Below are 18,159 nucleotides of genomic sequence, written 5' to 3'. Positions count from 1 at the left end.
GACAGGTGCCATGGGATGCCTCCGGGGGTCACTCCGCCGGGTGGCCGGACGAGGCCGCATGGTCGGATCGGGGTCCATTGAAGCACAGCCGCTGTCGCCGGGGAGTGACGCCGCGCTCGCTGGCGCGGAGCTCGCGCCGATCGTCGGATCCTTCGGATCGCGCCGTTCACACCGTCGTAACGCCATCGGTCTTCCCAGCGTCCATTGAGGTCCCTATGCTCGGACCACCCGAGCCGAGGAGACCCGATGGCAGAGCAGACGAAGCAGACTCCGACGAGCAAGGGTGCGCGGCGCCCGGCGGCGTCGGGACCCGACTCCGCGAACGTCACCAGCACCGCGGGGGTGACCTATCGCGAGGCCGAGGAGGGCTACTTCGAGAAGCGCACCCTGCGCCGCTCCGCGGGCGTCTGGGGCCTGTGGGGCCTGGCGGTCGCCGCCGTCATCTCCGGCGACTTCTCGGGCTGGAACTTCGGCATCGCCTTCGCCGGCTTCGGCGGGATGCTCATCGCCTTCGCCGTCCTCGTGGTGATGTACTACGGCCTGATCTTCTCGATCGGCGAGATGTCCGCCGCCATGCCGCACACCGGCGGCGCCTACTCCTTCGCCCGCTCGGCCATGGGGCCGTGGGGCGGCCTGGTGACGGGGCTGGCCGAGACCATCGAGTACGTGGCCACCACCGCCGTCGTCGTGTTCTTCTCCGCGCAGTACGCGAACGGGGTGACGAGCGAGCTGCTCGGCTTCGATCTCTCCGGTGCGATGTGGATCTGGTGGCTGGTGCTCTACATCGTCTTCGTCGCCCTGAACTCGGCGGGCGCGGCGATCTCGTTCCGCTTCGCGATCGTCGTCTCGATCGTGTCCATCGCGATCCTCCTGGCCTTCTCCGTGATGGCGCTGCTGTCGCCGGCGCTGGACTGGTCGAGTCTGTGGAACATCGCGCCGGACGCGGGTCAGACCGAGTTCCTCCCGCACGGCGTCCTGCCGATCCTCTTCGCGCTGCCGTTCGCCATGTGGTTCTTCCTCGGCATCGAGGAGCTGCCGCTCGCGGCCGAGGAGGCGCACGACCCGGTCCGCGACATCCCCCGTGCCGGCTTCTGGGCCCGCGGCACCCTGATCGTGACCGGCCTGCTCGTCCTCTTCCTCAACACGGCGCTGATCGGCTCCGAGGACATGGGCGTCTCGACCGAGCCGCTGCTCGACGGCTTCCGCGCGATGGTCGGCGACGGCGCGGCCGCTGTGCTCGCGCTCTTCGCCCTGATCGGGCTGCTCGCGTCGCTGCAGGGCATCATGTTCGCCTACGGGCGCAACATGTACTCGCTCTCCCGGGCCGGCTACTACCCGCGGGTGTTCTCGCTCACCGGTAAGCGCCAGACTCCGTGGATCGCGCTCACCGTGGGGGCCGTGATCGGCTTCGTCGCCCTCGTCGTCGTCGACGTGCTCAGCAGGCTCGACCCGGACAACGCCGGCGCCGTCGCGGGCGCGATCGTGCTGAACATCGCGGTCTGGGGCGCGGTCGTCGCCTACTTCATGCAGATGGTGTCGTTCGTGCTGCTGCGCCGACGGTTCCCGAACGCGAGCCGGCCCTACCGCAGCCCGTGGGGCCTCCCGGGTGCGGTGATCGCGGCACTGATCAACGTGCTGATCTTCCTCGGCTTCCTCTTCAACGACGCGTTCCAGCCGGCGATCATCGCGATCGCCGTGGTCTACGTGATCATCCTGATCGGCTTCGCCGTCTGGGGCCGGAAGCGCCTCGTCCTCTCGCCCGAGGAGCGCTACGCGCTGAGCGGCGGACTGCAGGCCGCGCCGAGCATCCCGGAGCCGGACCGCGTCGACTGAGCGCGGGGTGGCGGCACCGTGTCAGGCGCCGCCGCCCCGGCTGTCGTAGGCGCGGTCGAACGCGACGGGGGAGTAGCCGTCGCGCCGGACCGCGAGTGCGAGCGGAACCGCGACGGCGGCGAGGAGAGCGAGGACGAGGAGCAGGGCGAGCATGGGGCATCCGATCTCGAGGTGATGCTCCGAGAGTGGCCCGGTCCACGCGTCCCTGGGGGCGAGAAGAAGGGCCACTCTGCGCGTCACGGTCCTTCGGTGGCCGCTTCGTCCGAGGTGGCCCGACCGACGGTGGATCCGTCCACCCGACCGGCGTCCGGCGATCCGTCGAGCAGGAGGCGGGCCGGAGCCTGCGCCGAACGCCGCCGATCCGCCCGGAGCGGAGCCCCGGCGTAGGCTGGCGGCGCAGTTCGCGGACCCCCTGCACCCTTCGGGGCCGCACGACGACAGCGACGGAGCTGACGTGACATCCGCCTCGACCACCCTCCCCGAGAGCACCGACCCTGCGAGCAACGACCCCCTGAGCAACGACCCCGTGAGCAACGGCCCGCGGGGCACCGCCCTGCAGGCCCCGCCGGAAGGACCCCCCGTGGACGCCGCCACCCGCACCGAGACCGACTCGCTCGGCCCGCTCGACATCCCGGCCGACGCCTACTGGGGCATCCACACCGCCCGAGCGCTGGACAACTTCCCGATCTCCAAGCGCCCGATCTCGATCTACCCCGATCTGGTCCGCGCCCTGGCGACCGTCAAGCTCGCCGCCGCGCGGGCGAACACCGAGATCGGCAGCCTCGCCCCGGCGAAGGCCGAGCTGATCGAGCAGGCCTGCCGGCGGATCATCGACGGCGAGTTCCACGACCAGTTCGTGGTCGGCGTGATCCAGGGCGGCGCGGGCACCTCGACCAACATGAACGCGAACGAGGTCGTCGCCAACGTCGCCCTCGAGATCGCCGGGCGCCCCAAGGGCGACTACGCCTTCCTGCACCCGCTCGACGACGTGAACCGCAGCCAGTCGACGAACGACGTCTACCCCACCTCGATCAAGATCGCGATGACCTGGTCGCTGCGCCGCCTGCTCGACGAGCTCGCCCTGCTCCAGGCCGCGTTCTCGCGGAAGGCCGTCGAGTTCGGCAGCGTCCTCAAGGTCGGCCGCACCCAGCTGCAGGACGCCGTCCCGATGACCCTCGGCCAGGAGTTCCACGGCTTCGCCACCACGCTCGGCGAGGACCACGCCCGCCTCTCGGAGACGATCTGGCTGCTCGCCGAGGTCAACATCGGCGCCACCGCGATCGGCACCGGCATCACCGCCGACCCGCGCTACGGCGCGGCCGCCGTCCGCCACCTCAACGAGCTCACCGACCTCGACCTCGAGATGGCGCAGGACCTCGTGGAGGCCACCAGCGACACCGGGGTCTTCATGTCGTTCTCGAGCGCGCTGAAGCGCTCGGCCATCAAGCTGTCGAAGATCTGCAACGACCTGCGCCTGCTCTCCTCCGGCCCGCAGGCCGGCTTCGGCGAGATCAACCTGCCGTCGCGCCAGGCGGGCTCGAGCATCATGCCCGGCAAGGTGAACCCGGTGATCCCCGAGGTGGTCAACCAGGTCGCCTACTCGGTGGCGGGCGCCGACGTCACCGTGACGATGGCGGCCGAGGCGGGTCAGCTGCAGCTGAACGCGTTCGAGCCCGTCATCGCGCACTCGCTCCTGCAGAGCATCACCTGGATGACCCAGGCCTGCCTCACCCTTCGCATCAACTGCATCGACGGCATGACCGCGAACGTCGACCGGCTCGAGGCGATGGTCGCCTCCTCCGTCGGCGTCGTGACCGCGCTGACCCCGAGCATCGGCTACACCGCGTCGGCGGCGATCGCGAAGGCGGCGCTCGCCACCGGCCGCAACGTCGCCGACCTCGTCGTCGAGGCCGGCCTGATGTCCCGCGAGGAGGTCCTGCGCCTCATCTCACCCGCCCGCCTCTCCGGCATCGAGGCGATGACCGCCGCCCTCCCGATCATCGAGCCCCCCACGGAGTAGCCCGCCCCGCCCCCTCCGCGAGATGCCACTTGTGCACGCTTTCCTCGGCGTGTCGCGCTTATAAGTGGCATCTCGCGGGGAGCGCCTGCGCGCAGCTGCCGAGGAGCATCACCCGGGCGGGTCGCACTCAGTGCTGGTGCGTCGCGGTCAGCTTTCCGCGAGATGCCACTTGTGCGCGCCCTTTGCGGCGTGTCGCGCTCATAAGTGGCATCTCGCGGCGAGGTGGCGGGCGGCGTAGCTGCGCCAGGGGGCCCAGGGGCGGGACGCCTCGGTCAGAGCTCGGGGAGTCGAGGGAAGGCCGAGTGCGGCGGCGCCGGCGCGGACCGCCTGGTCGCCGGCCGGCAGGACGTCCGGGTCGCCGGTGATCCGCGCCGCGACGGAGACGGCCGTCGCCGGGTCGATGCCGTCGACGGCGAGCAGGCGCTCCACCAGGTCCTCGCGGCGGAGGCCCGCGTCCAGGCGCAGAGTGCCGTCAGCCAGGAGGGCCGCGCTCCGCCGGACCGTCTCGATGAGGCGTTCGGAGCCGCGCAGCACGTCCGCTCCGTTCTCCGCGATCGCCGCGGGAGACGGGAACGCGTGGGTGACGCCGCCGGCGGCGAGGCCGGCGGGCAGCGGCTCGCCGAGCGCCGCGACCAGCCGGGTCAGCGCCGTGCGCGCGACCGCAGCCGGCGCACCGAGCCCGATCAGCGCGCGCAGCAGGGTCTCGGCCGGGTCGACGGAGCCCGCCAGGCGTATCCCGGGGGTCTCGGCGACCAGCGGCGCCAGCACCGGATCGGCGCCGAGCGCCTCGTCGATCGCGGCGGAGTCGGCGTCGAGGTCGAGCAGCCGGCGCACCCGCGCGACCAGGGGGCCGACGTCGGCCACCGAGACCAGGGTCGCGGTGCAGCGGATCGCCTCGCCGTCCGGCTCGAGCCGCACGACCGCCGGGCCGCCGGGCAGCGCGAGCGAGCGCGAGTACCGGCCCTGCCCCGCCTCCTCGAGCCCCGGCACTGCGTCGGCGCCGAGGACGGCGAGCACGCCCGGATCGAACGGCGCCCGCACGGCGAGCCGCAGCTCGAGCGTCGTCGCGCCCGCGTGGACGGCCGCCTCCGACCGGCCTCCCCGGGCCGAGGCCCGCAGTGCGCTCGGGCTCCGCTCGTACACCTCCTGGATCGTCGCGTTGAACTGCCGGATGCTCGCGAACCCCGCGGCGAACGCCACCTCCGACACCGGCAGCTCCGTGCCGGTGAGCAGCAGCCGGGCGGTCTGCGCCCGCTGCGCCCGGGCGAGGGCGAGCGGCGGCGCACCCAGCTCGACGCGCAGGATCCGCCCGAGCTGGCGGGCGCCGTAGCCCAGGCGCCCGGCCAGCCCCTCGACCCCCTCGCGATCGACCACACCGTCGCCGATCAGCCGCATCGCGCGCGCCGCGGTGTCGTCGCGCAGGTTCCACTCCGGCGACCCGGGCACCGCGTCCGGCAGGCAGCGCTTGCAGGCGCGCAGGCCCGCCTCGTGCGCGGCCGCCGCGGTCGGGTAGAACCGGACGTTCGCGGGCCGGGGCGTCGTGGCGGGACAGCTCGGCCGGCAGTAGATGCCGGTCGAGTGCACCCCGGTGATGAACCGGCCGTCGAAGCGGGAGTCGCGCGAGGCGACCGCGCGGTAGCGCTCCTCGAACAGCGGATCCTCGATCATGCTCCGAGACTGGCACGCCCCGCGGCCGGAGGATCGCGGGAATCGGACACGGCTCCGCGCGCTGCGCTGCCTCCGACCCGCACGACGAAGCCGCTTCGCGACTCGGTGGTGAGGGGGAGGATGCGGCGGCGTCCGTCTTCACGGTGGTGGATCTCGATACGCCCGCTGCGCGGGCTCCTCGATCAGCAGGGACCTCCCGGCACCGACGAGGTCATGGTGGTCGAGTGGCCCCGGAGGGGCGTATCGAGACCCGCCGTGGCCAGCGGGGCGGGTCTGCGGACCGGGCTTCTGACGGTGGTGGATCTCGATAAGCCCGCTGCGCGGGCTACTCGATCAGCATGGACATCCCCGCACCGACGAGGTCATGGTGGTCGAGTAGCCCCGGAGGGGCGTATCGAGACCCGCCGTCGTCGGCGGGGCGGGTCTGCGGACAGGGCTTCTGACAACGGCGGATCTCGATGCGCCCGCTCCGCGGGCTACTCGATCACCCTGGCGGTCCCGCGGCACGCCACACCCGCACCCCCTGTCAACCGCCGGACCGCGCGCCCGCCGGTGCCCTACCCTCGGAGCCCATGAGCGCCTATCCGCCGCCGGCCCCCGCCCGCCCCTCGATCGTCCCGACGGTGCTGGGCGCGATCGGCGTCGCGCTGCTCGGGGTCCTGCTGCTCCTCGTCCTCGCCTACGTCGTCTCCGGGCTCGGCGCGACCGCGGCCGGGATCTGCGCGGTCGTCGCCCTGGTGCCGCTGCTGATCGTGCTGGCCGGCGTCCGCTGGGTCGACCGCTGGGAGCCCGAAGCGCCGCTCGGCCTCTGGTTCGCCTTCCTCTGGGGAGCGGCCGGCTCGGTGGCCATCTCGCTGCTGGTCGACCTCGGCGTGCAGATCGCGGTCTACGCCTCCGGTGCGCAGCCGAGCGAGTCGGACTTCGTCGGCGCCGTGATCCAGGCGCCGATCGTCGAGGAGTCGGCGAAGGGCCTCGGCGTGCTGCTGATCCTGCTGATCTGGCGCCGCAGCTTCGACGGACCGGTCGACGGCATCGTCTACGCGGCGGTCGTCGCCTCCGGCTTCGCCTTCGTCGAGAACATCCTCTACTTCGGCAGCGCGCTGGTGGAGGGCGGTCTCGGCTCGCTCGCCGTCACGTTCTTCCTCCGCGGCGTGCTGTCGCCCTTCGCGCACGTGCTCTTCACGTCCTGCACCGGTGCGGCCCTCGGGTTCGCGATGAGCCGCCCGCCGGCCGCGCGCCTGCCGATCGCGCTCCTGGGACTCGCCCTCGCGGCGTTCCTGCACGCGCTCTGGAACGGCTCGTCCTTCCTCGTCGCCGACTGGTTCGGCTTCTACGGCGTGGTGCAGGTGCCGCTGTTCGTGGTCGCCGTGGTGGTCGTGGCGCTCCTGCGCCGGCAGGAGCGGCGGGTCACGCTCGAGCGACTCGGCGATTACGCGGCTGCGGGCTGGCTCTCGCCGACCGAGGTGCGGATGATCGGCACAGCCGAGGGTCGTCGCACCGCGGCGCGCTGGGCCCGGGTGGCCGGGGGCGACCGGCCCCGGGCGATGCGCGGCTTCATCCGCTCCGCGACGAGGCTCGCGCACGTGCGCCAGCAGCAGCTCGCCGGCCGCGGCGGTCGAGCGGCCGCCGTCGACGAGCGCATGCTGCTCGACGAGCTCGTCGCCCGCCGCGCGGCGCTCACCGGCGGTTGAGCGGTCCGGACCGAGGCATCAGCGGGCCGCGGGGTCCGCGAGAGGACAGGAGCAGGACATGGCCCCCACCATCGAGGTCGCGACCGGCGACGGCAGGACGCTCGTCGTCCACGACAGTGGCGACGAGGGGCGGCCGCTGCTCTGGCAGCACGGCTCCCCGCAGACCGGCGCCCTGCTCCCCCCGGTGCTCGAGGCCGCCCGCGCGCGCGGACTCCGCCTCCTCTCCTACGCTCGCCCCGGCTACGGCGGCTCGACCGAGCTCCCGGGCCGCGACGTCGCCTCCGCGGCGGAGGACGTCCGCGCCGTGCTCGACGCGCTGGGCCTCGACCGGATCCTCACCGCGGGCGCCTCGGGTGGCGGCCCGCACGCCCTGGCCTGCGCCGCACTGCTCGGCGACAGGGTCGACGGCGTCGTCGTCCTCGCCTCACCCGCCCCGGACGACGGCGACCCCGCCTGGTTCGACGGCATGGCCGCTCCGGGCGGCCTCGCGTCGGCGCGCGACGGCCGCGAGGCGCGCGCCCGCTTCGCCGAGACCGACGAGTTCGACCCCGAGTCGTTCGTGGCGGCCGACTACGCGGCCCTCGAGGAGGAGTGGACGGCCCTCGGCGAGGACGTCGCGCGCTCGGAGGAGTGGGGTGACGGCGGCCTGATCGACGACGACGTCGCCTTCGCCGCGCCGTGGGGAGTCGACCTCGCGGCGATCCGCTGCCCGGTCGTCCTCGTCCAGGGCGGCCTCGACCGCGTGATCCCGGCGCACCACGCCCGACGGCTCCGGGCGCTGCTCCCGACCGCCCAGCTGATCGAGCACCCCGACGACGGCCACGTCTCGGTGCTGCGCCGGCTGCCCGAGGCGCTCGGCCGCCTGATCGCCGTCAGCTGACGCCGCCCTCAGCTGACGCCGCTCTCCGCGGTCGAGCGCGCCGATCAGCGCGGCTGGACCGCCGCGACCTCCGCGACAGGCGCCGTCTCGACGCCGCGCCCCTCCGCGAGGCGACGCCGCAGATCGACGACGGCGACGACCCCCGAGGCGAGAGCGAGGACCGCCACGGCCGGCGCGACCAGGTCGATCGCCGCCTCCAGCCCGAGCGCCGTCGCCACGGCCCCGGCCGCGACGGCCGTGATCGCCTGGACCAGATAGCTCAGGAGGTACACGGCCGAGATCATCGAGCCGCGGTGCTCGGCCGGAGCCGCCTGCCCGACCAGCGCGAGCCCGCCGGAGAAGCTGAGCGAGTAGCCGACGCCGCCGACGATCATGAAGGCGACGAACAGCACGAGCGAGCCGCTGGCCGCCGTCCACTCCATCAGCGCGAGCCCGGCGATCGCGACCACGGCGCCGACGATGATCGCGAGGTGCGCGAGCACGCGCTGGATCGCCAGGGCGGTGAGCCCGATCACGATCGACGAGAGCGCGAGCACCGAGCCGATCACGAGCAGGTCGGTCGTGCCGGTCAGCTCCCGGGCCATCTGGGCGCCGAGGGAGAGCACGAGGGCGCCGACCGCGTAGGCGACCGAGACGGCGAGGGTCGCGCCGGCGTACGCCCTTCGGAGGCCGACCGGCACGGAGGGGAGGTGCGGCCGCCAGCGGGCGCCCGCGACCGGGCGGTCGTCGCGGCCGAGCGCCAGCAGGACGAGGGTGACCGCCCCGACCAGCGCCAGGACCCAGTAGCTCAGCTGCAGCGGCAGCGGCGCGTACTGCGCCAGCGCGCCCGAGAGCAGCAGCGAGAGGGTGAGCCCCGCGGCGGTCGACACGGTCGTGAGCGAGGAGGGCAGGCGCGGGTTCGCGGACACGTTGTCGTCCACGAGGGAGGCGCTCGCCGCGCTGAGCGCCAGCGCGGTCCCGACACCCTGCATCGCCCGGCCGACGTAGAGGAGCGCGACGCCGTCCGCGAGCGAGAACACGACCGCCGAGACCGCGATCAGCGCGATGCCCAGCAGCATCGTCCGCCGCCGCCCGATCACGTCGGACAGTCCGCCGACCAGGAGCAGCGCGAGAAGCAGCGCGACGGGGTAGGCGCCGAAGACGGAGGTGATGACGACGGGGGAGAGGCCCCACTCCTGGGCGTAGCTCGGGTAGAGCACGGAGGGGGCGCCGCTGGACCAGAGGCAGAGCGCCAGCACGAGCGTCGAGACCCAGAAGGCGCCTCGCCGCCCGAAGCGCGCGGGAGGGCGGACGAGGGTGCTGGGAGTCGGCATGGAGGTCACGCTAGTGCCCTGGCTTGGAATGTCCAAGCGAGGTCGAGCCGGGTTAGTCTCGATGAGTGCCCACTGCCCGCAGCCCCGTCGATGTCGACGACGACCGGGCCGAGCGCTGCTCGGTCGCCCGGTCGCTCGAACTGCTCGGCGAGCGCTGGAGCCTCCTGATCGTCCGCGAGGCGCTGCGCGGGGCGAGCACCTACTCGGAGTTCCGCGAGCGGCTCGGGGTGCCGAGCGATGTGCTCTCGGCGCGGCTGCGGACCCTGACCGAGGCGGGCGTCTTCGAGAAGGTGCCCTACCGGCCGGAGGGCTCGCGGGAGCGCTCGCGCTACGAGCTGACCGAGCAGGGCCGTGCGCTCAAGCTCGTCCTCGTCGCGCTCGCCCAGTGGGGCGACGAGAACCGCCCGGCCCCGCACGGCGCGGCCTCGCTCGCCTCCGATGCGGACTCGGGCGAGCGGCTGGAGCTCGCCTTCGTCGACCGGGAGGGGCGTCGGTCGTCGATCGACCGCGTCCGCATCGTGCCGGGCCCTGCCGCGCGCACGACCTGGGAGAGTCTCTGAGCCGAGGCCGGCGGACCCGAGGCCGGCGCCTCCCGCGGGAGACGGCCGATCCTGAGCCCGAGCGGCCTCAGTCGGCGCGCAGCACCCGGCGCTCGCCGGCGGTCACAGCGACGCCGAGGCGGTTCTGCGCGGGCGGCAGCGGGCAGTTGTAGTGCGGCGAGAACCCGCACGGCGGGATGTAGGCGCGGTTGAAGTCGAGCAGCACCGGGCCGGGCGTCCCGGCGTCGGCCGCTCCGCCCAGGCGCTGCACCACGAGGAACCGGCCGACCGGGTAGCTCTTCAGCTCAGGGTCGTCACTGCGGTTGGTCGGGTCGCCGAACGGGACGAGCAGTGTGCCGCCGTCGTCGAACGCGGCGACCGTGTACTCGTGCGCCCGCCCGTCGTCGACGAGCGAGAAGGTGATGTCGCCGGGCACGACGAGGTCGCGCGTCGCCCCGTTGTCGCGGAGGTGCTCGAACGGGATGGTGCGCGCGTCGTCGACCGGCTCGAACCAGGCCTCGAGTACCCAGGCGGCGTCGAAGGGGAAGGTCTCGATCGCGTCGAAGGAGCGGATGCCCTCGGAGGCCGCGTCCCAGACGCGATAGCCGTACTCCTCCTCGCCGGTGTCCAGGCTCGCGCGGCGCATCCGGGTGAGGGTCGCCGTCGGCCCGTAGCCGGCCAGCGCGGCCTCGTCGTCGACGCGCTCGCCCGGCTCGAGCCAGCGGGTCTCGACCAGGGCCAGGTCGCCGTGCGGGCCGGTGACCCGCTCGGCACGGCGCGCGAGCCACGACTCCCAGCCGGCGCGAGCCGACTCGGTGGTGTCGATCGAGGCGCGGGAGGGGGCGGTGACAGTGCTGCTCGTCGAAGGCATGCATCCTGCAACGCGGGGGCGGCCGCTTCTCTTCCCGAGCGGGTCCGACGAGATCGGCGCCGGAGAACGCCCGTTAAAGACCTCGACGCCCTGCGGCAGCGGCAGGGCCGGCTGCTCTGACGGGGCGTCGAGCTCTTCTTGGAGGACAGCATGCGCCTCTCGGCGGCCGCCCGCAAGAGGGCGGCGCCGTTCGCCCACGGCGAGGCGCGAGAAGCCCCGTCGCGCCGGTCGGCGCCCGCGCGGTCGTTAGACTGGACCGCCTGTTTTCGACGGTCCCCGGAGCGCATCCGCCTCCCGCCCGAGACCGCGGAACCGGCAGGGAAGGGCGCACGATGACGGACAGCGACACGATCCTCGAGTCCGAGCTCTCGCGCGAGCGCGCGTACGTGGCGGGGCTCTACGCCCGCCTCGACGAGCTGATCGCGCAGTCCAGGGAGGCGCTCGATTCCGTCCGGATCGAGAGCGTCGGCGGCAACCACCAGAGCCGGTCCGAGCGCGACGCGTTCGCGCGCCTCTACGAGGACCGCATCCGCTCGCTCTCGGGCGCCGACGACCGGCTCGCCTTCGGCCGGCTCACCCTCGCCGACGCCGAGACGGAGCACCGCTACATCGGCCGCATCGGCCTCCGCGACGACGAGCAGGACACCCTGCTGCTCGACTGGCGCGCTCCCCAGTCGGCCGCCTTCTACCAGGCCACCGCCGCCCGGCCGATGGGCACCCGCGCCCGCCGGCACCTGACCCTCCGCAGCCGCGAGGTGGTCCGCTTCGAGGACGAGGTCTTCGACGAGGAGCTGCTCCGCGAGGGCACGGCGCTTCAGGGCGAGGGCGCGCTGATGGCGGCCCTCGGCGCCCAGCGCACGGGGCGGATGCACGACATCGTCGCGACCATCCAGAGCGAGCAGGACCGCATCATCCGCTCCGAGCTGCGGGGCGTGCTCGTCGTGCAGGGCGGCCCTGGCACCGGCAAGACCGCGGTGGCGCTGCACCGCGCCGCGTACCTCCTCTACTCGCACCGCGACCGCATCGCGTCCTCCGGGGTGCTCGTCGTCGGGCCGTCGCGCTCCTTCCTGCGCTACATCGAGGCGGTGCTGCCGTCGCTCGGCGAGACCGGCGTCGTGCTCTCCACCCTCGGCCAGCTCTACCCGGGCCTCGACCTGATCGAGGAGGACCGCCCCGCGGTCGCCCGGGTCAAGGGCTCCGCGCGGATGGCCGAGCTGCTCAAGCGCGCCGTCCGCTCGCGCCAGGCCGTGCCGGCCGAGACGCTGGTCCTCGACGTCAACGGCGAGAAGCTGCGGCTCGAGCCGCACGAGGTCGAGCGGGCGATCACCCGCGCCCGCGACTCCCGGAAGCCGCACAACGAGGCCCGCGTCACCTTCGTCAAGGCGATGATCACCCAGCTGACGCGGCAGCTCGCCGACCAGCTCCGCAGCCACGGCAACACGGTCGACGAGGCCGACGAGGCCGTCCTCCGCGAGGACGTCCGCACCGCCTACGACGTCCGCGTCGCCCTCAACACCGCGTGGATCCCGCTCACCCCGGAGAAGCTGCTGCAGGACCTCTACGCCCGGCCGAACTGGTTCGCCTCGCTCACCCCGCGCTGGACTCCCGAGCAGCGCGCCCTGCTCCGCCGCGACCGCGACGCGGCCTTCACCGTCTCCGACGTGCCGCTGCTCGACGAGGCGGCCGAGCTCCTCGGCGCCTACGACGACCACGCCGACGCGCAGAAGAAGGCCGAGAAGGAGCAGCGCCGCCGCGACGTCGAGAACGCCGAGGCCGCGATCCGCAACATGGGCGTCGACGGGCTCGTCAACGCCAAGGACCTCGCGGCCGGCTTCGCCGAGCGCACCAGCGTCGGCACCACCGCCGAGCGAGCCGCGGCCGACCGCTCCTGGACCTACGGCCACGTCGTGGTCGACGAGGCGCAGGAGCTCTCGCCGATGCAGTGGCGGGTGCTGCTGCGCCGCTGCCCGATGCGCTCCTTCACCATCGTCGGCGACGTCGCCCAGGCGTCCGGCGCCTCGGCCGCGTCCAGCTGGGACGCCGCCCTCCGCGACACCTTCGGCCGGCAGGGCCGCGACGGCGAGGCGGCTCCGTGGCGCCTCGAGGAGCTGACGGTCAACTACCGCACGCCCGCGCAGATCGTCGCCTACGCCGAGCGCACCGCACGCGAGAACGGACTCGAGATCACCCCGGGCGAGGCGGTGCGCTCCACGGAGTGGCCGGTCCGCACCGTGCGCGATCGCGGCGACGCCCTGGTCGCCGACCGGGTGCTCGCCGTCGTCCTGGAGGACCGGGCGATCGGGGACGGCACGCTCGCCGTGATCGCGCCCGACGACGAGCTCGACGCGATCACCGCGCGGCTGGAGCAGGAGCTCGGCCGCGAGGTCGGCCGCGGCTCCCGCGGACTCGACCGGCCGGTCGTCGTGCTCTCGACGGCCGACGCGAAGGGGCTCGAGTTCGACTCCGTCGTCATCGCCCGGCCGCGGCTGATCGCGGCGGAGGAGCGCGGCGCCGCCTCGCTGTACGTCGCGATGACCCGGCCGACGCAGCGCCTCACCCTGGTCGAGTGAGCGGCCCGGGCGGGGGAGCGGCCGGACCGAGCGTCCAGGGCGGCCCTCCTAGGATGGAGAGCATGAGCAGCGAGAACCTGACCAAGCCCGAGCTCGACGCCCCCGACGGCCCGGCCCCCGACACCCTCGTCGTCGAGGACCTCGTCATCGGCGACGGCGCCGAGGCCCAGCCCGGCTCCACCGTCGACGTGCACTACCTCGGCGTCGAGTACGACACCGGCGAGGAGTTCGACTCCTCCTGGAGCCGCAACCAGTCGATCAACTTCCCCCTCAACAACCTCATCCGCGCCTGGCAGCAGGGCATCCCCGGCATGAAGGTCGGCGGCCGTCGCAAGCTGATCTGCCCGCCCGCCCTCGCCTACGGCCCCGCCGGCGGAGGCCACCCCCTCTCCGGCAAGACCCTGATCTTCGTGATCGACCTCCTCGGCACGAAGTAGCCCGCACTCCGCCGCATGCTGGTCGAATAGCCCCGAAGGGGCGTATCGATTCGTGCTGGTCGAGTACCTCGAAGGGGCGTCTCGATTCATGCTGGTCGAGTAGCCCCGAAGGGGCGTATCGAGACCCACCCCGCAAGCACTGAAGGCGCAGCCCCCGGATCACCGGGGTCTGCGCCTTCGCTCGTCGACTACCGAGGCCCTCAGCGCGGCTGCGCCCTCTTCACCCGCTCGACCAGCTCGCGCCAGGCCCCGTCGAGCTCCGTCTCACCGAGCCGCACCGTGTGCGTCTGCACCCGGATCTCGTAGACGAACCGGTCGGGCCGCCCGGCGGGGGTCGCCGCGGCGCGCGGCCGGTCGTCCCAGTCGAGCGAGCCGATCAGAGCGTGCCAGGCGCCCTCGTCCGGCTGCTGATCGACATCGATCCGCCAGACCCGGCGGAGCCCGGCGAAGCCGCCACTGCGCGACACGATCACATCCATGGCCGCGATCGTACGCGCCCGCCCCCACAGCATGCTGGTCGAGCAGCCCGCGCGACGGCCCCTCATGCTGCCCGTGTGGTCCGCGCGACGGGCGCTCATGCTGGCCGTGTGACCCGCGCGTTGGGCCCCCATGCTGATCGAGTAGCCCGCGCAGCGGGCGTATCGAGATCCACCACCGCCGAGAGGCGAGCCTGCAGACGGGACTGCTGACGATGGTGGGTCTCGATACGCCCCTGCGGGGCTCCTCGACCAGCAGGGGGAGCCGGCTACTCCGGCAGCGCGACCCCCACCGTCGTCCAGCCGGTGCGGACCGCCGCCTCGACCTCGGAGCCGCCGCCGAAGCGCTCGGCCGCGGCGGCCACGGTGAGGGCGGCGAAGCCCTCGAAATCCGCCGTCGCGGTGAGCACGCCGCCGGTCAGCACGTCGTACCAGACCTGGCCCGCGCGCTCCCACGAGGGACCGCCGAGCTCGATCGCCGCCACCGCGAAGGCGCGGTTGGGGATGCCGGAGTTGATGTGCACGCCGCCGTTGTCGTCCTCGGTGTCGACGTAGTCGGCCATCGATCCGGGCTGCGGGTCCTTGCCGAGCACGTCGTCGTCGTAGGCGGTGCCCGGCGCGATCATCGAGCGCAGCGCGGTGCCCTGCACCTCGTCGGTGAAGAGGCCCTCGCCGATCAGCCAGCTCGCGTCCTCCGCGCTCTGGCCGGCGCCGAACTGCTCGAGCATCGCGCCGAACACGTCCGAGATCGACTCGTTGAGCGCCCCCGACTGCCCGCGGTAGACCAGGTTGGCGGTGTACTCGGTGATCCCGTGCGCCAGCTCGTGGCCGATCACGCTCTGCGAGACCGTGAAGCGGCGGAAGACCTGCCCGTCGCCGTCGCCGAAGACCATGCGCGAGCCGTCCCAGAAGGCGTTGTCGTAGTCCTCGCCGAAGTGCACCGTCGCGTCCAGCGGCAGCCAGGCGTCGTCGATCGAGTCGCGGCCGAAGGCCTGCTGCAGGAACTCGGACATCGCGCCGAGCCCGTCGTAGGCCTCGTCCGCCGCGGCGTCGCCGGTGGCGGGAGCGCCCTCGGTGCGCACGACGGTGCCGGGCAGGGTCTCGGTCGACTGCGCGTCCGAGATGGTCCGCTGGAGGGCGGCGACCCGCTCCGCGCGGGGGACCGGCGACGCGGTGGCGGTCGAGCGACCGGGGGAGGGCTCGCCCGGCCGGACGCGACGGAAGGGCACGTCCTGCTCGAGCGAGCGGCTGGCCGCCCGCGCGGCCCGGGCGAACGCCGGGTCGTCGAGTCGGGCGATGCGGACGAGGAGATACGGCGGCACGACTGTTCTGCTCATGGCCCGATCCTCGCACCCACCCCCGACACGGTCGCGGGCTCGCCGCTCGCGGCCCGATGCGGTAGCGGGGCGCCGCGCGCTAGCCTGGCGAGCGACGAGCGGCATCCACGGACCGGGGCGCACCCGAGGACTTGAGGCGGACATGGGCATCATCACGCGGGGCTTCTTCGGCAAGCGCGAGCAGAACCCGGACATCCCGCCGGGCCAGTACCTGGAGAAAGGCTTCCCCGTCCTCTCGATCGGACCGACCCCGAACATCCACGAGTGGGCCTTCTCGATCGACGCCGGCCCCGCAGGAGTGCGCCGCTGGACGGCGGACGAGTTCGCCGCGCTGCCCCGCGAGGACATCCACACCGACCTCCACTGCGTCACGCGCTGGTCCAAGCTCGCGACGAACTGGCGCGGCGTCTCGGTCGACCTCCTGCTCGACGGCATCGAGAGCGACGCCGGCTTCGTGATGGCGCAGAGCTACGGCGGCTACACGACCAACCTGCCGCTCTCCGAGATCCGCGACGGCAAGGCCTGGATCGCGACCGAGTTCGAGGGTGCGCCGCTCGCGGCCGAGCACGGGGGCCCCGCGCGGCTGCTCGTGCCGCACCTCTACCTCTGGAAGAGCGCGAAGTGGGTCCGTAGCCTCCGCCTCATGCCCGGCGACGAGCCCGGCTTCTGGGAGCAGAACGGCTACCACATGCACGGCGATCCCTGGAAGGAGGAGCGCTACTGGTGATCTGGACGGAGGCGGTGACCGAGTCGGTCCTGCCGCTCACTCCGACCTCTCGCCTCATCGCGCTCCGCGTCCCCGGCTGGCCCGGGCACCTCGCCGGGCAGCACCTCGACGTGCGGCTGACCGCGCCCGACGGCTACCAGGCGAGCCGCTCCTACTCCATCGGCGCCCCCTCCGACGGCGAGCGCGTCGAGCTGGCCGTCGAGCGCCTCGACGACGGCGAGGTCTCGCCCTACCTGGTCGAGGGCCTGGAGGCGGGTGACCGCCTCGAGGTGCGCGGTCCGATCGGCGGCTGGTTCGTCTGGCGTCCCGAGCAGACCGAGCCGGTGCAGCTGATCGCCGGCGGCAGCGGTCTGGTCCCGCTGATGGCGATGGCCCGCGAGCACGGCCGCGTCGGCAGCGCCGCCCCGATGCGCCTGCTCTACTCCGTGCGCTCCAGCGTCTTCGCCTACTACCGCGACGACCTGCGCGCACTCGGCGAGCTTCCCGCCGACCGCGGCGGCGTCGAGACCGAGCTCGTGTACACCCGCGTCGCCCCGCCCGACGCCGCCCGTCCCGCGGGCCGGCTCACGCCCGAGCTGCTGGCCGCCACGGCGATCCCCGCCTCGGAGGAGCCGACGGTCTACGTCTGCGGTCCCACCGCCTTCGTCGAGGCCGTCGCCACCGCCCTCGTCGCCCAGGGCCACGACCCCGCCCGCGTCCGCACCGAGCGCTTCGGCGGCCCGTAACCCCTGCCCCCCTCCGCGAGATGCCACTTGTGCACGCGACACGCCGCAGAAGGCGTGCACAACTGGCATCTCGCGGAAAGAGTCCGCACTTCTACCCCTCCCGCGAGATGCCACTTATGAGCACGACACGCCGTGAAAAGCGTGCACAAGTGGCATCTCGCGGAGAGGAAGGAGTCGCGGCTACTCGAAGGAGACGGTGCGGTTCTCGCCGATGTCGGGCTGGCCACCGGTGACGGCCGCCTTGGCCACCTTGAAGAGCACGACGGGGGCGGGGGAGTCGGTCACCCAGAGCTCGACGGTCTCGGCCGAGACGCGCAGCAGCGCGACGGTCGGGTCGTCCTTGCCGTCGGGGAACCAGGCCGAGATCGAGGGCGACCACAGCTCGTCCACCTTGGCGGAATCGTGCACGACGGTCGCCGAGCCGGCCACCGAGAGGTAGCCCTTCTTCGACTCGAACGCGACGTTCACGCTCGGGTTGGCGCGGATGTCGTCGACCTTCGCCGACGGGTCCTGGGTGAAGAACCAGAGGTCGCCGTCGAAGTCGACGTCCTGCGCGGCGAGCGGCCGGCTGACGAGCTGCCCGGTCTCGTTGACGGTGGTGAGGAGTCCGATCTTCGCGCTCTTCACGATCTCGGTGATCTGAGCGCGGTCGTCGTCCGTGGCGGGGGTGATGGTGGTGTCGGTCATGCTGCCGACGCTACGCGGAAGCACGGCCGCCGCAAGGGGTGGCGAGCGCGCCGACGGCCTGGCTAGCGTCGAGGGATGGACACCACCACGTACACGGCCATGCTCGACAGCGGCGCGGAGCAGGAGAGCATCCGCCTCGAACTCATCGACGGCTCCCCGCAGCGCTCCCTCACCCGCGTCGCCGACATCGACGGCGAGGAGGTCGAGGTCGTCTGGGAGCTGGACGGCGAGATCGACGGCTTCCACGTCTACCGCCCCGTCCGCGTCGAGGGACGCGACGACGACAGCGGCGAGGTCTCGGACGACCTCACCGACGGCAACGCCGCCGGCGCCTACGCGGGCGAGTAGCCCTCGACCGCGTCGCACGCCCGTGCAGCGGGGTGCG

The 18,159-nt window shown here is 73.2% G+C and carries 17 protein-coding genes; 10 read left to right on the top strand and 7 right to left on the bottom strand.

Features of this window, described 5'->3' with window-relative positions; all coding sequences use genetic code 11:
- The first annotated feature begins 246 nt into the window (after window positions 1–246).
- On the top strand, window positions 247–1,833 hold the full coding sequence (locus MT350_RS17635) for an amino acid permease (RefSeq protein ID WP_243598633.1): 1,587 nt from the start codon (window positions 247–249) through the stop codon (window positions 1,831–1,833).
- A 21-nt stretch (window positions 1,834–1,854) separates the two neighbouring features.
- On the opposite strand, the gene MT350_RS20255 is transcribed toward MT350_RS17635, so the two are convergent.
- A complete protein-coding gene (locus tag MT350_RS20255; protein ID WP_279392003.1) occupies window positions 1,855–1,986 on the bottom strand; it encodes a hypothetical protein in 132 nt (43 codons plus the stop codon).
- 400 nt (window positions 1,987–2,386) lie between these two features.
- Between MT350_RS20255 and MT350_RS17630 the strand changes: the two genes are divergently transcribed.
- Window positions 2,387–3,853, top strand: a complete 1,467-nt coding sequence (locus tag MT350_RS17630) for an aspartate ammonia-lyase (RefSeq protein WP_279396505.1) — start codon at window positions 2,387–2,389, stop codon at window positions 3,851–3,853.
- A gap of 198 nt (window positions 3,854–4,051) precedes the next feature.
- Here MT350_RS17630 and MT350_RS17625 read toward each other — a convergent pair whose 3' ends face one another.
- On the bottom strand, window positions 4,052–5,521 hold the full coding sequence (locus tag MT350_RS17625) for an Ada metal-binding domain-containing protein (RefSeq protein ID WP_243598634.1): 1,470 nt from the start codon (window positions 5,519–5,521) through the stop codon (window positions 4,052–4,054).
- A 572-nt stretch (window positions 5,522–6,093) separates the two neighbouring features.
- Here MT350_RS17625 and MT350_RS17620 point away from each other — a divergent pair.
- Together MT350_RS17620 and MT350_RS17615 are read left to right on the top strand one after the other, a co-directional pair.
- Window positions 6,094–7,212 carry a PrsW family intramembrane metalloprotease gene (locus MT350_RS17620; RefSeq protein ID WP_243598635.1) on the top strand — a complete coding sequence of 373 codons (1,119 nt, stop codon included), beginning with the start codon at window positions 6,094–6,096 and terminating at the stop codon, window positions 7,210–7,212.
- A gap of 58 nt (window positions 7,213–7,270) precedes the next feature.
- On the top strand, window positions 7,271–8,092 hold the full coding sequence (locus MT350_RS17615; RefSeq protein ID WP_243598636.1) for an alpha/beta fold hydrolase: 822 nt from the start codon (window positions 7,271–7,273) through the stop codon (window positions 8,090–8,092).
- Between the two features lie 44 nt (window positions 8,093–8,136).
- Here MT350_RS17615 and MT350_RS17610 read toward each other — a convergent pair whose 3' ends face one another.
- Complete coding sequence (locus tag MT350_RS17610) at window positions 8,137–9,405, bottom strand: MFS transporter (RefSeq protein ID WP_243598637.1); 1,269 nt, start codon at window positions 9,403–9,405, stop codon at window positions 8,137–8,139.
- 65 nt (window positions 9,406–9,470) lie between these two features.
- Here MT350_RS17610 and MT350_RS17605 point away from each other — a divergent pair, with 65 nt between their 5' ends.
- Window positions 9,471–9,965 (top strand): helix-turn-helix domain-containing protein, encoded by a 495-nt coding sequence (locus MT350_RS17605; RefSeq protein WP_243598638.1) that lies wholly within the window; start codon window positions 9,471–9,473, stop codon window positions 9,963–9,965.
- A 67-nt stretch (window positions 9,966–10,032) separates the two neighbouring features.
- Here MT350_RS17605 and MT350_RS17600 read toward each other — a convergent pair whose 3' ends face one another.
- Window positions 10,033–10,815 carry a DUF1684 domain-containing protein gene (locus MT350_RS17600; protein WP_243598639.1) on the bottom strand — a complete coding sequence of 261 codons (783 nt, stop codon included), beginning with the start codon at window positions 10,813–10,815 and terminating at the stop codon, window positions 10,033–10,035.
- Between the two features lie 332 nt (window positions 10,816–11,147).
- On the opposite strand from MT350_RS17600, the gene MT350_RS17595 reads away from it, so the two are divergent.
- Both MT350_RS17595 and MT350_RS17590 read left to right on the top strand, forming a co-directional pair.
- Entirely contained in the window at window positions 11,148–13,385 is a 2,238-nt protein-coding gene (locus MT350_RS17595; protein WP_243616331.1) for a UvrD-helicase domain-containing protein, read from the top strand.
- 62 nt (window positions 13,386–13,447) lie between these two features.
- Window positions 13,448–13,822 carry an FKBP-type peptidyl-prolyl cis-trans isomerase gene (locus tag MT350_RS17590; protein ID WP_123447904.1) on the top strand — a complete coding sequence of 125 codons (375 nt, stop codon included), beginning with the start codon at window positions 13,448–13,450 and terminating at the stop codon, window positions 13,820–13,822.
- A gap of 200 nt (window positions 13,823–14,022) precedes the next feature.
- On the opposite strand, the gene MT350_RS17585 is transcribed toward MT350_RS17590, so the two are convergent.
- Both MT350_RS17585 and MT350_RS17580 read right to left on the bottom strand, forming a co-directional pair.
- A complete protein-coding gene (locus MT350_RS17585; protein ID WP_133963663.1) occupies window positions 14,023–14,301 on the bottom strand; it encodes a protealysin inhibitor emfourin in 279 nt (92 codons plus the stop codon).
- A 266-nt stretch (window positions 14,302–14,567) separates the two neighbouring features.
- Entirely contained in the window at window positions 14,568–15,635 is a 1,068-nt protein-coding gene (locus MT350_RS17580) for a M4 family metallopeptidase (RefSeq protein ID WP_243598641.1), read from the bottom strand.
- 142 nt (window positions 15,636–15,777) lie between these two features.
- Between MT350_RS17580 and MT350_RS17575 the strand changes: the two genes are divergently transcribed.
- The gene (locus MT350_RS17575; protein ID WP_123447901.1) at window positions 15,778–16,362 is read left to right on the top strand and encodes a molybdopterin-dependent oxidoreductase; all 585 of its coding nucleotides are present in this window, start codon (window positions 15,778–15,780) and stop codon (window positions 16,360–16,362) included.
- Window positions 16,359–17,087 (top strand): ferredoxin reductase, encoded by a 729-nt coding sequence (locus tag MT350_RS17570; protein WP_243598642.1) that lies wholly within the window; start codon window positions 16,359–16,361, stop codon window positions 17,085–17,087. Before MT350_RS17575 ends, MT350_RS17570 begins: the two co-directional genes overlap by 4 nt.
- A gap of 180 nt (window positions 17,088–17,267) precedes the next feature.
- Here MT350_RS17570 and MT350_RS17565 read toward each other — a convergent pair whose 3' ends face one another.
- Window positions 17,268–17,774 carry a pyridoxamine 5'-phosphate oxidase family protein gene (locus MT350_RS17565; RefSeq protein ID WP_243616330.1) on the bottom strand — a complete coding sequence of 169 codons (507 nt, stop codon included), beginning with the start codon at window positions 17,772–17,774 and terminating at the stop codon, window positions 17,268–17,270.
- A 75-nt stretch (window positions 17,775–17,849) separates the two neighbouring features.
- On the opposite strand from MT350_RS17565, the gene MT350_RS17560 reads away from it, so the two are divergent.
- The gene (locus MT350_RS17560; RefSeq protein WP_123704987.1) at window positions 17,850–18,122 is read left to right on the top strand and encodes a hypothetical protein; all 273 of its coding nucleotides are present in this window, start codon (window positions 17,850–17,852) and stop codon (window positions 18,120–18,122) included.
- Window positions 18,123–18,159: the final 37 nt, after the last annotated feature.

The sequence above is a fragment of the Rathayibacter sp. VKM Ac-2928 genome (genome assembly GCF_022815545.1).
Lineage (GTDB): Bacteria > Actinomycetota > Actinomycetes > Actinomycetales > Microbacteriaceae > Rathayibacter > Rathayibacter festucae.
This window is presented reverse-complemented; position numbering and strand designations above follow the sequence as displayed.